This window comes from Candidatus Syntrophosphaera sp., assembly GCA_019429425.1.
GTDB lineage: Bacteria > Cloacimonadota > Cloacimonadia > Cloacimonadales > Cloacimonadaceae > Syntrophosphaera.
The window spans coordinates 1-13,697 of the sequence record JAHYIU010000065.1 but is presented as its reverse complement, the minus strand read 5'-3'; the positions used below and the strand labels follow the sequence as shown (position 1 = coordinate 13,697).

General features: G+C 53.7%; 11 protein-coding genes. 8 read left to right on the top strand and 3 right to left on the bottom strand.

All coding sequences use genetic code 11. The features are described 5' to 3' along the window. The 3 genes from K0B87_07340 to K0B87_07330 form a co-directional block, all read right to left on the bottom strand. A partial coding sequence (locus K0B87_07340; GenBank protein MBW6514553.1) for a transglutaminase-like domain-containing protein occupies positions 1-1,550 on the bottom strand: 1,550 nt, incomplete at its 3' end. Between the two features lie 543 nt (positions 1,551-2,093). After that, positions 2,094-4,448: a T9SS type A sorting domain-containing protein gene (locus K0B87_07335; protein MBW6514552.1), complete on the bottom strand. Its 2,355-nt coding sequence runs from the start codon at positions 4,446-4,448 to the stop codon at positions 2,094-2,096. 50 nt (positions 4,449-4,498) lie between these two features. Continuing rightward, complete coding sequence (locus K0B87_07330; GenBank protein MBW6514551.1) at positions 4,499-5,395, bottom strand: T9SS type A sorting domain-containing protein; 897 nt, start codon at positions 5,393-5,395, stop codon at positions 4,499-4,501. A 1,148-nt stretch (positions 5,396-6,543) separates the two neighbouring features. On the opposite strand from K0B87_07330, the gene mutM reads away from it, so the two are divergent. The 8 genes from mutM to K0B87_07290 all read left to right on the top strand — a co-directional run. Further along, positions 6,544-7,347, top strand: a complete 804-nt coding sequence (gene mutM, locus K0B87_07325) for a bifunctional DNA-formamidopyrimidine glycosylase/DNA-(apurinic or apyrimidinic site) lyase (protein MBW6514550.1) — start codon at positions 6,544-6,546, stop codon at positions 7,345-7,347. Positions 7,348-7,435: 88 nt separating this feature from the next. Next, the gene (locus K0B87_07320; protein ID MBW6514549.1) at positions 7,436-8,617 is read left to right on the top strand and encodes an FprA family A-type flavoprotein; all 1,182 of its coding nucleotides are present in this window, start codon (positions 7,436-7,438) and stop codon (positions 8,615-8,617) included. Positions 8,618-8,628: 11 nt separating this feature from the next. After that, on the top strand, positions 8,629-9,138 hold the full coding sequence (locus K0B87_07315; GenBank protein MBW6514548.1) for a ferritin: 510 nt from the start codon (positions 8,629-8,631) through the stop codon (positions 9,136-9,138). A 111-nt stretch (positions 9,139-9,249) separates the two neighbouring features. Beyond that, positions 9,250-10,164 (top strand): patatin-like phospholipase family protein, encoded by a 915-nt coding sequence (locus K0B87_07310; protein MBW6514547.1) that lies wholly within the window; start codon positions 9,250-9,252, stop codon positions 10,162-10,164. Beyond that, on the top strand, positions 10,154-11,284 hold the full coding sequence (locus K0B87_07305; protein MBW6514546.1) for a hypothetical protein: 1,131 nt from the start codon (positions 10,154-10,156) through the stop codon (positions 11,282-11,284). Before K0B87_07310 ends, K0B87_07305 begins: the two co-directional genes overlap by 11 nt. A 7-nt stretch (positions 11,285-11,291) precedes the next feature. Continuing rightward, entirely contained in the window at positions 11,292-11,990 is a 699-nt protein-coding gene (locus tag K0B87_07300; GenBank protein MBW6514545.1) for an ABC transporter ATP-binding protein, read from the top strand. Beyond that, positions 11,968-13,137: an FtsX-like permease family protein gene (locus tag K0B87_07295; protein MBW6514544.1), complete on the top strand. Its 1,170-nt coding sequence runs from the start codon at positions 11,968-11,970 to the stop codon at positions 13,135-13,137. Before K0B87_07300 ends, K0B87_07295 begins: the two co-directional genes overlap by 23 nt. A 4-nt stretch (positions 13,138-13,141) precedes the next feature. After that, positions 13,142-13,697: hypothetical protein (locus K0B87_07290; GenBank protein ID MBW6514543.1), on the top strand; the 556-nt coding region annotated here is incomplete at its 3' end.

Genomic DNA, 13,697 nt, shown 5'->3' with positions numbered 1-13,697 from the left:
GGCATGGCGGCGGAGATCACGAACTGGTAAGCATAGGTTTCGCCGTCCTCGGAATTGCTCACCAATTGCGCGTAGGTGCCAGGATTGGCGGGATACAGGCCGAAAAAGGTTTCCGCCCGGGCCCGGTAGTCGCGGTTTTCGCCCACCGTAAAGCTCACCATGCCGTTGTTATCGGTGTATTGCTCACAATCGAAGCGGGGCGAGGTCTCAAAGATGGCCAAAACGACTCTGGCGGCATCGACCGGCTGCATGTTTTGGTCGACGACCTGGATGTTGATCGTGGCCAGACCTTCGGAATAGCGGTCCGTGACCGGGCTGAAGAGGCCGTCGGACCTTTCTTCGAACACGCTGCCGAACACCTTGCCCCAGCCGTTCTCATAGACCAGCGGGTTGTTCAGATAGCCGTTCACCGGTTCCCAGGAAACCCAGCCTTCGTCCCAGAACTCATTCCAGGTATGGTCGGTGGAGATGGAACTGATATTGGTACAGGGGATCAAGGCGGTACGGGCCACGGCGGAGGTCAGGTCCGCGTATTCGCCGCAGCGTCCGATGCGTTTCTCGAATATCCGCACGGGTTGATGGGGTCTTTCGGCATTGGAGGTGAAGCTCATGTTTTGATTGATCCACCAGATGATGCCGCGCACCGCGTCGCCAGGTGATCCATCCCGGTTGAAAACGGTCTGGCAGAGGGCCAGGGTGTCGCTGAGCACCGGATAGCCGGCCTCCTCGAAATCGTAGATGTAACTGCGCCAGAACTTTCCCACGGGCGGTGGGGCGATGTTGTTGGAATGGGTGGTGTTGTTCTCCACAATGGCGGGATCGATGTAGGCCTGAATCTCGTCCGTGATCTTGGGATTGACCAGATACCAGTAATACACCTCCATGGGGACCGTCACCTGTTGGAGTTGTCCCGATGCATCCTTTTTCCAGTAACGGGTCGTGGAATAATAGTATCCATCCGTGACTGACGATCCAGTGTCGACGATTTCCACGTATTGGAGCTCCGTGTCCGCGGAATACATCCTTTGAGCGTTTTCGGTAAATAGTTCCGGCATTGCGAAATCGGAATTCAGATACTGGGGTGAGGCAGTGGCCACGCAAAAGGCGACCTCGTCCACATAGGGGTCAAGCGTGTTGTTGATAAGCTCCGCGAAGAGCAATTGCCTGTCCGGCGCAAGTTGGTTCAGGGTTGTGTGTAGCTCGGGCCGAATCCAGCCCGGTGCTTTGGCCACCGCGGCCAGCGTTTCAGGCAGCAGGTCCCCCAGGCTGGAATAGTATTCGCCGCTTTGGGTGAGGTTGTTGAAACGCAGTCCGAACTGGGCTTTGGCTGGAAGCATGATGCCCAGGGGATGGGCCAGAGCCTCGTTCCAGGTATCGCGGAAATCCTCTTGGGAACAGGTTACGGCGGGAACCGGTAGCGTCAAATCAGTTTCCGGTTGGATAACGGATACGGCGTCTTCAATGCTGATCTCCCGGCTGGTCAGGCCGCGCGGATCGGCACTAAGCACACCACACAGGAGGATGAGCAGGATACAAAAGCTTGTTTTCATCGGATCACCTCACAATCGGATCTTGAGTTCTTTATGATAGCAGGTCCAAATCTGTCAATCGAAATATGCCGCATCTCTCTTTCCATAAGCGTTATCAGGGAATGTTTCGGTTGGGATTCCACCCGCCGCCCTCCTTATCAATACGGTATCAATACGGACTCAATACGGACTTTGTCCGTATTGAGTCCGTATTGATACCGTATTGATAAGGGGAGCCATGTAGGTAAAATTCACCAGGATTTGAGAGTCACCCAGGTCACTCAGGCCACCCTGGAGTCGAGCGGGGCGGTTTGCAGATTGTTTTGTTCAGTTTCCAGATGATCATTCCGCCCCGCATGGACTCCAGGAATGGCTTACAGGGCGGATCGGCGTCGCCCCTACGTAGTGTCGCACGCCGTTGCGACAATATTACCCAGAGCTTGTTTTAAGAGGACGCTTGAAATCCAAAGCCCCATCGGGCTGGCGTCCGGCTGAAATCATGTGCGGGGCTTTGAACTCCAAGCTGGCCGGGGCAGAGCCAGTTAGCCTCAACCAGTTAACAAACTACTTCAGCATCAGCGCTTTATGAGTCAAGACCTTTCCTTCAGACTGCAGGCGGATAAAGTAAACACCCGAGGAAACACTGTTACCGAGTCTGTCTTCGCCGTCCCACACGATCTGATGGGCTCCGGAAGGCTTGAGCCCGTCCACCAAAGTCCTCACCAACTGACCCTTCAGGTTATACACCGAAAGCCGTATCTCTGAGGCCCTGGGGAGGCTGTATGATATTGTAGTGGAGGGGTTGAAGGGATTGGGATAGTTCTGTAAAAGGTGAACCTGCTCCTGTACAGGGATCACCGGATCGTCATTGTCCACCCAGGGCTCCGAGCCAAACTCGAAGCAGCCCATGTCTATGCGTCCGTTCCAGATCCGCCAGTTGCCGGCCAGGTCATAGGGCGGCAGGTCCAATCCGGTGGAATCCGGAGTTCCGGTATCTATGCAGGGGGATAGTTCGGACAGGCTGTAATAGAGCGGATCATGGATATCCGGACCTTCAGCGAAGAGCGGATCGCTGCTGATGCTGGTGGGCAGGAAGTTGACCGTGTTCCCCGATGCCTGCTGGATGCCGGAGATGCCGTCCTTGATGCAGGAATAGTCAATGTTGAGTGTAGTCGGTCCTAAAATATTCGTATATGGGTTCACTTTGATCTGGTAAGGCGTGTCGTTGTCGAAGATGCAATTGGTGATGTTTACGTTGCCGTTGACCATGAGGGTGTAGGTATCGCTTTCATTCCCGGCAAAGGTACAATTGGTGAAATTTATATTCGGATTATTGGATGAACCAACAAGCATAACACCGCCCTGGGAAGAATTATTGCTAAACAGGCAATTCATAAAGCGGAAGTTATTCTGCTGTTGTGGGTATTGAACTCCTCCCAACCCTATTGCATAGGAATTATCGTCATACATGGTCAGGTTGCTAAATTCGCATTTTTCAAAGGTAAGATTCCTATCTCCTGTGAAAGACACCAACGGATCAGCCCAGACCGAAGCAGAGGTATATGTAGAAACCGCGTTTCTGAACTTACAGTTGGAGATCCTTCCAGACATACTGCCACCAATATATACCAGACCCATATCAGGTGTAACGATGTTCTCGATTATGACGTTATCCCACACGCTATCATAATCACTGCTCAAATATAGCCATATTGCAGATAGATCAACTGGGTTCACATTGGAAACATAAATTTGAGACAAATTCAAGCTCCCAAAGCTATTACCAAACACTGCGGTGTCGTTACTAGAATTGAGAGTTGAAATGGCCATATTGGACAATGATACTACGTTCTGGTAGTTAGACATAAACACATCATTGTGTGGATTCGTCCCTACAGTGATCAGTGGGTGCAGTTCTCCTACCACATCAGTATTGTCTATTCCGCTGCCCTGCACGATCACCCAGCTTTTCAGCGCTATGGGAAAAACCTGTGAGTTGGCGGTCCGGGAATAGGTGCCCGGCAGGAGATGCACCGTATTCTGGCTGAGGCTGTCCGCGGCGATCCGGTAGATGCCTTCATGGATGGTTTTCAGCGCCGTGGCGGGGCTCAGGCCGTCATTGGCGTCATCACCATCGGGGGACACGTAGAGGTCGCTGTCTATTTCCTGGTGGTGCGCGTTCAGGATGTCGAAGTGCATCTGATGATCCTGCAGACCTTCAGGAATGTAGATTGCGTAATAGGTGGTGGGAACCGCCACTGAAAAGGTGTCCAGATAAACATTCAGGTCGCTTATTGCGTGTTGCATATAGATATCCTGTCCCGCGCCAGAGCGGTTGTTGTAGATCGAACAGCGGTTCACTGGATCGAAGGTGATGTTATTCACATAGCCTGTGGGCGCGGAAGCGTAAATTCCCCCTCCCATATTTACTGCATAATTGCCGAATATTTCCACTCCTGACAATGTTACTGTAGATCCGCCTATATATATCCCTGCTCCATTTGAAGCTAGGCAATCTGTAATTTTACAATTAGTTACGTCAACCGATGACTGCCCTATTCCAATGCCATTACCTTTAGAGTTAACAATCGACAATCCCCTTATACGGATATTCTGCCGGTTCAAACCGACTAATATGACGGTGGATATCCTGTTCCCATCGATAATGGTGGAGTCTATATAGGCCTGTTCGTTTGTTATGGCTTCCAGACTGATCAGGCTGATATGATCCGTTGGTATTATCAAATTTTCGTAATACCTCCCCGGATAGGCTAGAACCGAATCTCCCTGGGCTGAGGCATCCAACGCGGCCTGGATGTTGGTAAAATCCCCGCTGCCGTCCAGCTTCACGGTATGGGTCAGGGAAAACCCCAGGCCTGGCAGCAGCAGGGCCAGGATCAGAATTGCATTCAAGCGCATTATATACCTCTTTTATAGCGGGGAGGGCTCGCGCCCTCCCCCATTACAGGTTATTTCATCAGGAGCATTCTCTTGCCCAAGGTTTTGCCTGGACTGCTCAAACGGTAGAAATAGATGCCGCTGGCGACGTTCTGTCCTGCTTTGTCAGTGCCGTTCCAGACAACGCTGTGGGATCCGGCATTCTGTTCCGCGTCGACCAGAGTTCTGACCAATTGACCCCTGACGTTGTAGATATCCAGGCGCACCTGTCCTGATGCCGGCAACTGGTAGGAGATCGTCGTGCTCGGATTGAAGGGATTGGGATAGTTCTGCCCCAGAGCGAGTTCGGGAGGTACCACATTATCCATATCCCGGGTTGTGATATTGATAGAGAAATAAGGATATCTCCCGTTGCCGTTTACGTACCGCGCGCAAAGCCGGCCGGGATCCATGCGGACTGTTTTCTTATCCTGCTGCTGGCTCTTGCCGTCGTTGTAATAGAAGACGAATTCCACCACGCCGTCGGTCAATTTTTCATCAATGCCGAGATAAGCGCTGATCTGCTCGATGTTGTCTTCGATCACGACTGCGCCCTTGCACACTCCGTCCAGGTACAGGCCAATTTCCTTCAGGCCGGTCATCAGGCTGTCCGGGATGCTCAAATACACAGGCACATAATCCTGTTTCTCGTCAAAGACGAAGTACTCCGGCAGTGCCTTTGTCTCGGGTGGGGTGGCATCGGCATTGTTCCACTGGAATGTATGGTCGTTGAGGGTGGTGACTATCACCATGTCGCCGTCGTTCAGCGTTGTCACTTTGCCGTGCAAGCCCCAGTAATCGCCGTCCTGGTCTGAACGGACCAGGCACCAGCTTTTGGTCCTGATCATGGTAATGTCGTCCCAGATAGAAGCGAAGACCTCATGCGGCCAGGTGGAGTCCGCCCTGAAGTAGCCCAGCCAGTTTTCCACTTCCCCGCCATAGATCGGGAATTGAGTGTCTGATGGCGTACGGAATCCGGTTTCTTTCAGAATGACGGTTGCGGGTGCTCTTTCCAGTAATTTTATCTTGTAGCCTTGGGGACTGGAGACAAAATGAGTAATTTTATTAGGCGTCCAATCTGAAAATTGCCAACGAATTCTAGACGGAAAAGCTCCTCCTACCATCCATACGATCCTATCGAGATAGCTAGGATGCAATTCGCAATTCTCATTAATATGCGTAAACAAAAGCTCCTTAAAAAACTCACACGCCACGAGGGCATTTTCGGTCACCGTGTTCAGAACCGGGAAACTTACCCAGTACCATTTCTCCCTGTCAGCCTGGGTTGTGAATTCATACTCCCAATATTCGTGCACGAGAGGCCTTGTGGCGCTAATATCCAGGGGCTCGCCATCCAGTTCTTTTCTTCCCAAACCCGTGTCTGTGAAATTTGCCTTGATGGCGGTAGAATCCTGGCTATGATCGATGACCGTATGTACCTGCGTAAGTTGACTGTCATCATCATGAGCCTTAGGTCTGAAAAAACGTTACGCAGCACTAGTGGAGAAGAACGCCAGTGTGAGGCAAGCTGCCAAAACTATCGCATAAATCGATTTTCTCATTTCTCCTACTATTTGGGGAAATAGCGTAAAATTATGTTCACTGCGATTCCCGGGTTGATAGCAGTACCATTCACTGTGTCTTGATCTCGTCTCCAAATCTGCAAGAGCGGATGTAAACCCCTTAATCTCATCTTTCGCCACCTGCTCCATTAAGTAATATAAGTAACTCGTCCCATCATTTTAACCTTAATTTCAAAGCCATTTTTGTCAAGTTTTTTTTGTTGAGTCCAAAATGCTGGTGTAAAATCCAACACTTGGGACTCAACATAATTCCGGGGTGGGCACCGGCGCTGCGAATAAAACATGATACCGAAATATGCAAAAACGTCCAATGATCGTTGCGATACAGACTAAAGCCAGTCCATAGCATCTCACAATCCCATAAACTTTTACGCCCACTGATGCAGCTGATGACCATTCGCATGTTTGGGTGTCACTTTATAAAAGGCCTTGCCGGAGAGAGTTCGCAGCTTAGTTTGTTTACATATCCCAGAAATAATCAAGGAGCGATATAAATGCCAGAATTACCAGAGGTCCAGACTGTATTGGACGGTGTGGCCAAGACATTGGAAGGAAAAGAGATCCGGGGCCTGGACTGTTTTTATCCGGGCACGGTGGTGCGCGACCCGGAACTGCCGGAAGATCCTTTTCCGCTCAAATTCAGAGGCCACGAGCGGCGCGGAAAATACATGATTCTGCACCTGAGCGGCGGAGTGAGCGTGATCATCCATCTGCGCATGACCGGCAAGCTGGTGACCGACAAAGCGATGCAGTCGGAATCCGTGCACGAACGCGCCTGCTTCATGCTTTCCGGCCATGAGAAGCTGCATTTCATAGACATCCGCACCTTTGGCAAGATAACCCTCTGCCGCAGCGAAAACCTCTCCAAATTCATGCCCGGCCTGGGTATCGAGCCTCTTTCCGCAGAGTTTGACGGGGCCCATCTGCAAAATATGCTCAAAGGCCGCAAAACCCCGATCAAGAACATTCTCATGGACCAAAGCAAGATCGCCGGGCTGGGCAATATCTACGCCTGCGAGATCCTCTACCGGGCAAAGATCAACCCCGAAAGCCCGGCCGGATCACTCTCTCTGCCCAAGCTGAAAAAACTCGCCCTGGAAACCAAAGCCGTCCTGAACGAGGCGATCGCGATGAACGGGACCTCCATTTCGGATTTCCGCCGCGTGGATGACAAGACCGGCCAGTTCCAGAACTTCCTGAGGGTCTATCAGAAAGAGCGCTGCCCCAAGGGCCACGAGATCCGCAAGATCAAGCAGGGCGGGCGCGGGACCTTCTATTGCCCGGTCTGCCAGAAATGAAAATCGGCTTGCCAAAGTTGAATCGGAGCGTATACTATAATAGTAGGAGATCAAAGTATGATAGTTTGTGATGCAAGGGAGTAAACGAATGCAAGCGTATAAGTTGAGAGAAAACATCTGGTGGGTGGGCGCAATTGATTGGGACCTGCGCAATTTCCACGGCTACCTCACCCAGAGGGGCTCCACCTACAATGCCTATCTGATAGTCGATGAGAAGGTTACGCTGATCGACAACGTCAAATACTACCTCTATGACGAGATGATCTCCCGGATCAGTTCCGTGATCGACCCCGCCAAGATCGACCTGATCGTCCAGAACCACGTGGAGATGGACCATTCCAGCGGCCTGCCCATGCTGATGAAGCTGATCCCCAACGTTCCGATCTACACCAACGCCAACGGCATCAAGGGCTTGAAGATGCACTATCGGCAGGATTGGAATTTCCAGGAAGTCAAAAGCGGAGACACGATCAATGTCGGCAAACGGGACCTGAGCTTCCTCACCACCCCGATGGTGCATTGGCCGGACAACCAGTTCACCTATTGCCCGCAGGAGAAGATACTTTTTTCCAATGACGGCTTCGGCCAGCACATTGCCTCCAGCGAGCGGCTGGTGAAGGATCTGCCGCTCAGCATGGTGCTGGAGGAGGCCAAAAAATACTACGCCAATATAGTGCTGCCCTATTCCAAGCAGGTGCAGAAGGTATTGGAAGCCGCCTCCGGGCTGGAATTTGAGATGATCGCCCCCAGCCACGGGCTGATCTGGACCGACTCCATTCCCGAGATCCTGGCAGCCTACACGAAATGGTCCCATAACGAAGCGGATCCCGGCCGGGCGCTGGTGATCTACGACACGATGTGGAAATCCACCCAACTGATCGCCCAGGCGATCGCGCAAGGCTTTGAAAACAAAGGGATACAGGCCAGGATGCTGAACCTGCAGGCCAACCACATTTCCGACATCATGACCGACATCATGGACGCCAAATACATCGCCGTGGGCTCGCCAACCATCAACAGCTCCATCCTGCCCACCGTGGCGGCTTTCATGTTCTATCTGAAAGGCCTTTCACCCAAGGACAGGATCGGCCTGGCCTTCGGCTCCTACGGCTGGGGTGGGCAGAGCGTTCCCATCCTGCAACATCTGTTGGGCGATCCCCAGGAATGCGGGTTTGAGATGCTGGAGCCCATCACGGTGCAGTACATCCCCTCCCCGGAGGCTTTGGCAGAGATCACACAAAATATTGAACAACAACTAAATAAACAATAGGAGACACAAAAATGATCAGCAAGAAACTGGAAAAAGCGATCAACGAACAGATCAACAAGGAACTCTTTTCCGAGTACCTTTACACTTCAATGCAGGCCTGGTTCGCCGGCCAGAACATGGACGGCATGGCCAACTGGATGCTTGCCCAGAGCCAGGAAGAGCATTTCCACGCCATGAAATTCTTCAACTATCTCATCGAACGGGGCGGAAAGGTCAAGCTGCTGGCCATCGATAAGCCGGAAACCGAATTTGGCACCCCGCTCAAGGCCTTTGCCTCGGCCCTCGAGCACGAACAGATCATCACCAAGAGCATCAATGAGCTGATGGACCTCGCCATCAAGGAAAACGACCACGCCAGCAGGAGCTTCCTGCAATGGTACGTGGACGAGCAAGTGGAGGAGGAATCCAATGTTGACAACGTGGTCCAGAAGCTGAAGATGATCGGCAACGACATGAACGGCATCTTCATGCTGGACAGGGAATTGGGCACGCGGGTCTACACCCCGGCACCAACCGCATAATCATCTCCCCAAAGCGGCGCGGCAACTTCAAACGAAGAGGCCGCGCTTTTTATTAGCTCACCATTTGTTGGTTTTCGTTGACAATTCTTCCCTTGCCATAGTTTTGAATCCATGAAAAAGGAAGCAAAACTCATTCTGGGCGGCGGCGCGGCCTACGGTTTGGCCCATATCGGCGTCCTTGAAGCGATAGCAGAGGAATACACGGTCACCGGGATCGTGGGAACCTCGATGGGGGCGATCGTGGGAGGCCTCTACGCCCAGGGCAAAACTCCGCGGGAGATTCTGGAACTGGCCCTGGACAGCAGATCCGCCCTGATCTTCAATCCGCTGGTGGTTCCGGCCTTGCCCAAGATCTTGTCCACCAATCTATTGAGCGGGCTGCACAGCCAACGTACCGTGCTGGGCTTATTCAACAAATGGACCGGCAAGGCCCTGATCGAAGAACTTCCCATACCCTTTGTGGCTGTGGCCTTCGACCTGAAGCAGAGCAAAACCGTCCTCATCGACAAAGGCCGGCTGGCGGACGCCATGCGCGCCTCGTCCTCTCTGCCCCTGGTCTTTCCGCCGCACCGAATGGGAAAATACCTGTTCATCGACGGAGGCATCGAGCATCCCCTGCCGCTCGCGTTCCAGTCCAGCGTTCCGGGGGATATCACCATCGCGGTCAACGTTTTGCCGCGGGTTTCGACGCACGCGGAGAAGATCGTTCTGGGCGGGGAAGGGGATAAGGAACGCCTTTGGCCGCACCAAGTGGTGATCCAATCCGTATTGCAAAACCAGGGTTACGTGGCCATCCAGGCGATGCTGCAAAACCCGCCCGACCTCTTTATCGACGCCCATGACCCGGACAAAAAGATGTTTGACCTGTTCGAAGCCAGAGATTTCTACCAATACGGTTACAAGGCTGCCCGCGCCAGCCTGGAGCATTTTTCCGAACCCAGTTTCATGGAACATCTGATCAAAGGCTACCAGGGTTTGATCTCACGCTTCGGGAGAAACGAAAAAAACCCCCACCATGAGCAATAGGCATCGTCTGTCCCTGCTCGCAATGGCTTGCCTGGCGGCGCTAAGCAATCTTGGCGCGCAGGATGGCCAGGTATCCGTAAACAACTCTTTTACGGCCCAAAACCACGTTTTTCTGGCCTCAGAGCTGCCCGACGCGGAGATATCCGTGAGCTGGAAACCGGAGCTGTTCGGCGAATACTTCATCTCGCCCGCGATCAGGCTGTCCGCGGACCTGAGCATGACCAACCACCTCAACCTGCTTTTTGACGGTGATGGATCCGGCCAGGAACTGGACTTCAGCATGTATCGGGCCTGGCTGGCTGCCTCATATCGGAACACTGAGCTGAAAGGCGGCCTGCAGCATATCCGGATGGGCGTGGCGCAGGTCCTCCGGCCTCTGATGTGGTTCGACCGCATCGTTCCGGGCGCAATGCTGCAGGAAACCAAAGGGGTGCAAGCGCTCACCCTCACGCACTTTTTCCCCGATCCGGAACTGCGCCTGTGGCTGCTGCGGGGCAACGGAGAGGCCAAGGGCGCGGAACTGCTTCCCTCGCAGCAGGATAGTTGGGAATTCGGCGGACGGATCGGAGCCATGACCGCACTGGGGGAAACCGGCCTGAGTTATCATCAGCGGGTGATATCCCATCCTCAGACCTCGGCGGGTGTGACGGAATACCGGATTGGCTTTGACCAGCGCGTGGACGGTTTCATGGGCGGCTGGCTGGAAGCCGCGGCGAACCTGCTCGAGAATGGAGTATCCGTGGCAACTCCTTACGGGAGCTACGCTTATCCCAGACAGATAGTTTCCCTAACCCTGGGCGGGGATTACACCATCGAGGTTGGCAACGGATTATATCTCTTGCTGGAACAAAACATGCAGTTACAAGGTTTGGAGCCGGTAAAAGATACAGACGCGCGATTTAACGGAGCCCTGCTGATGACTTATCCCCTGGGCCTTTTGGACGGCCTGCAAATGCTGGCCAGCTATGACTATAATGAACGGCGCGGCTTCGGAGCGATCTCCTGGCGCAGGACATACGACTATCTGAGCTGGGAACTCTCGCTGGGCCTGGATAGCGGCTATCCGGCCCATTTAAGCAGAATGCCGTCGCTGAACTTGGTACTAAACTATGACATATAGAGGATTTATGGAACAGGAAATAGTCCGCATCACCCAAATGGGTAAAGCTTTTCCCACGGGCGAAGGTCAGTTTTGGGCGCTCACGGACATCGATCTGAGCATCAGGAAAGGTGAGTTCGTCGGCTTTGTGGGACCCAGCGGAAGCGGCAAGACGACGATGCTCAACGTGATCGGCTCGCTGGACAGCCCCACCACCGGGGAGGTCGAGGTTCTGGGCTTCAAGGTGAGCAAGCTTCCCCAGAAGGAATCCAGCGAACTGCGCAGCAAGCATATCGGCTTCATTTTCCAGACCTACAATCTGCTGCCGGTTTACAACGTCTTTGAAAACGTGGAATTCCCCCTCCTGCTGCTGAAAATGGGCACGGAGCAACGCCGCAAGGCAGTCATGGACGCCCTTCAGTGGGTGGGCCTGACGGACAAGGTGAAGTCCCGCCCCGCCAAGCTTTCTGGCGGAGAGTGCCAGAGGGTGGCGATCGCCAGGGCGATGGTGAAAAAACCAGAGCTCGTCCTCGCGGATGAACCGACTGCCAACCTGGACACGGACAACTCCCACAACATCCTCGATACCATGCAAAAGCTGAACGAGGAGTTGGGAACCTCCTTCATTTTCAGCACCCACGACTACAAAGTTATCCAATACCTGAAGCGGATCGTTAAACTGGTCGACGGCAAGGTGACAAGCGATGATCTTCAAACTGGCGCTTAGAAACATCGTCGGCAACGGCTGGCGCAGTCTGATCAGCATGGTGGTGATCGCCATCATCTTCATCGGAATGATCTGGATGGAGGCGATGTACCATAGCTGGATCGCGCTGGCCAAGACCCAGCAAAAGGAATGGGAATTCGCTTCCGGCATGCTGCGCGTTGATGAATACGATCCCTACGACGCCTTTACCTGGGAGGACAGCCACGCGCCGATCGGGCCTGAACTCCAAAGCGCCGTGGAACTGGGAAAGGCTGTTCCCATGCTGCTTTCGCCGGCTGTGATCTATCCCCATCAACGGCAGTTGTCCACCCTCGTCAAGGGCATCCCTCACGATCAGCATGTGCTTGAATTTCCCACCCAAAAGCTGGCCGGAAGGGTGGAAGGCTATATTCCCTGCGTGATCGGGGCTATGATGGCCAAGACGACGCGCCTGGAGGAGGGCGACGTCTTCACGCTGCGCGTGAAGGACAGCCACGGTGCCTTCAACACCCTGGACCTGAAACTCGTGGAGATCATGCGGATCCCCGTGCCCAACCTCGATATTAACACGATCTGGATGGACCTCGATGCCCTGAGAGAGTTGAAGCAGCTGCCAGGCAGCGCCACCACCGTCGTCTTCCAGGACGCGGAACTGGCCACCCTGGACGTGGAAGGTTTCCGGCAGATCACCGAAAAAGAGTACTTTTCCTACCTGGATGAGATCATGGAGACGGAGAACTTCTCCAAATACATGATCTACGGGCTGATCATGTTCCTGGCCATGATCGCGATCTTTGATACCCAGGCCCTGGCCCTCTTCAAGCGGCGCAAGGAGATCGGCACCTTTTCCGCCCTGGGCATGACCAAGCGACGGATCATCTGGCTGTTCACCGTCGAAGGCGCTCTCTACTGCGTGTTCGGCATAATCCTGGGCGCGCTGCTGGGGCTTCCCCTGTTCAGCTATTTCGCCGTGCGCGGCTATGTGATGCCCGAGGGCTATGAAGATTTTGGTATCGCCGGTTTCACGTACGCGATCAAGTTTGAATATCCCCCCGGGATCATCCTCAGCGTGGTCTTCTGGCTGCTCCTGATCACCCTTGTGGTGAGCTGGTTCGCCGCCCGCAGGATCTCCGGGCTGAAAGTGACAGAAGTGCTCAAAGGGAAGTGACGCCATGCTGAAATTTCTGATCAAAGGCATTTTTCGCGACCGCCACCGCTATCTTTTTCCGCTGATCTTGGTTGCCGTCGGGATCGCGATACTGGTTTTCATGCTGTCTTTCGTGACTGGCTATATCGACAGCTTTTTGGAGCACAACGCGAATTACCAGACCGGCCACCTGAAGGTGGTGACCCGTTCCTACGCGGACATGATCAACCTCAAGCCGATGGATTCCGCCCTGTTGGACATCGAACCGGAACTGGAGGAATGGAAACGGGCCTATCCCCAGTTGGATTGGGTGAAGCGGGTGACTTTCGGGGCTTTGCTGGACGTGCCTGATTCCACAGGATTGACGCGGGAGCAGGGTGACGTCGCGGGTTTCGCGATCGACATCCTGAATTCGCCTGACGAGGTCCAGCGCCTGAAGCTGAAGAGCTCTCTGGTCGTGGGCAGGGTGCCCTCCGCGGCGGGGGAGATCCTGATCAGCCACAAGGCTTTTGAACAGCTCGGTCTGGAACTGGGGGACACCGTCACCCTGATCGGTTCAACTGTTTACGGCGCCATGGCGA

Bases quoted from the DNA above. Each gene is read 5' to 3' on its own strand.
- K0B87_07310 (MBW6514547.1), top strand. From the start codon at position 9,250: ATGAAAAAGGAAGCAAAACTCATTCTGGGCGGCGGCGCGGCCTACGGT.
- K0B87_07320 (MBW6514549.1), top strand. From the start codon at position 7,436: ATGCAAGCGTATAAGTTGAGAGAAAACATCTGGTGGGTGGGCGCAATT.
- mutM (MBW6514550.1), top strand. From the start codon at position 6,544: ATGCCAGAATTACCAGAGGTCCAGACTGTATTGGACGGTGTGGCCAAG.
- K0B87_07295 (MBW6514544.1), top strand. From the start codon at position 11,968: ATGATCTTCAAACTGGCGCTTAGAAACATCGTCGGCAACGGCTGGCGC.
- K0B87_07305 (MBW6514546.1), top strand. From the start codon at position 10,154: ATGAGCAATAGGCATCGTCTGTCCCTGCTCGCAATGGCTTGCCTGGCG.
- K0B87_07335 (MBW6514552.1), bottom strand. From the start codon at position 4,448: ATGCGCTTGAATGCAATTCTGATCCTGGCCCTGCTGCTGCCAGGCCTG.
- K0B87_07300 (MBW6514545.1), top strand. From the start codon at position 11,292: ATGGAACAGGAAATAGTCCGCATCACCCAAATGGGTAAAGCTTTTCCC.
- K0B87_07315 (MBW6514548.1), top strand. From the start codon at position 8,629: ATGATCAGCAAGAAACTGGAAAAAGCGATCAACGAACAGATCAACAAG.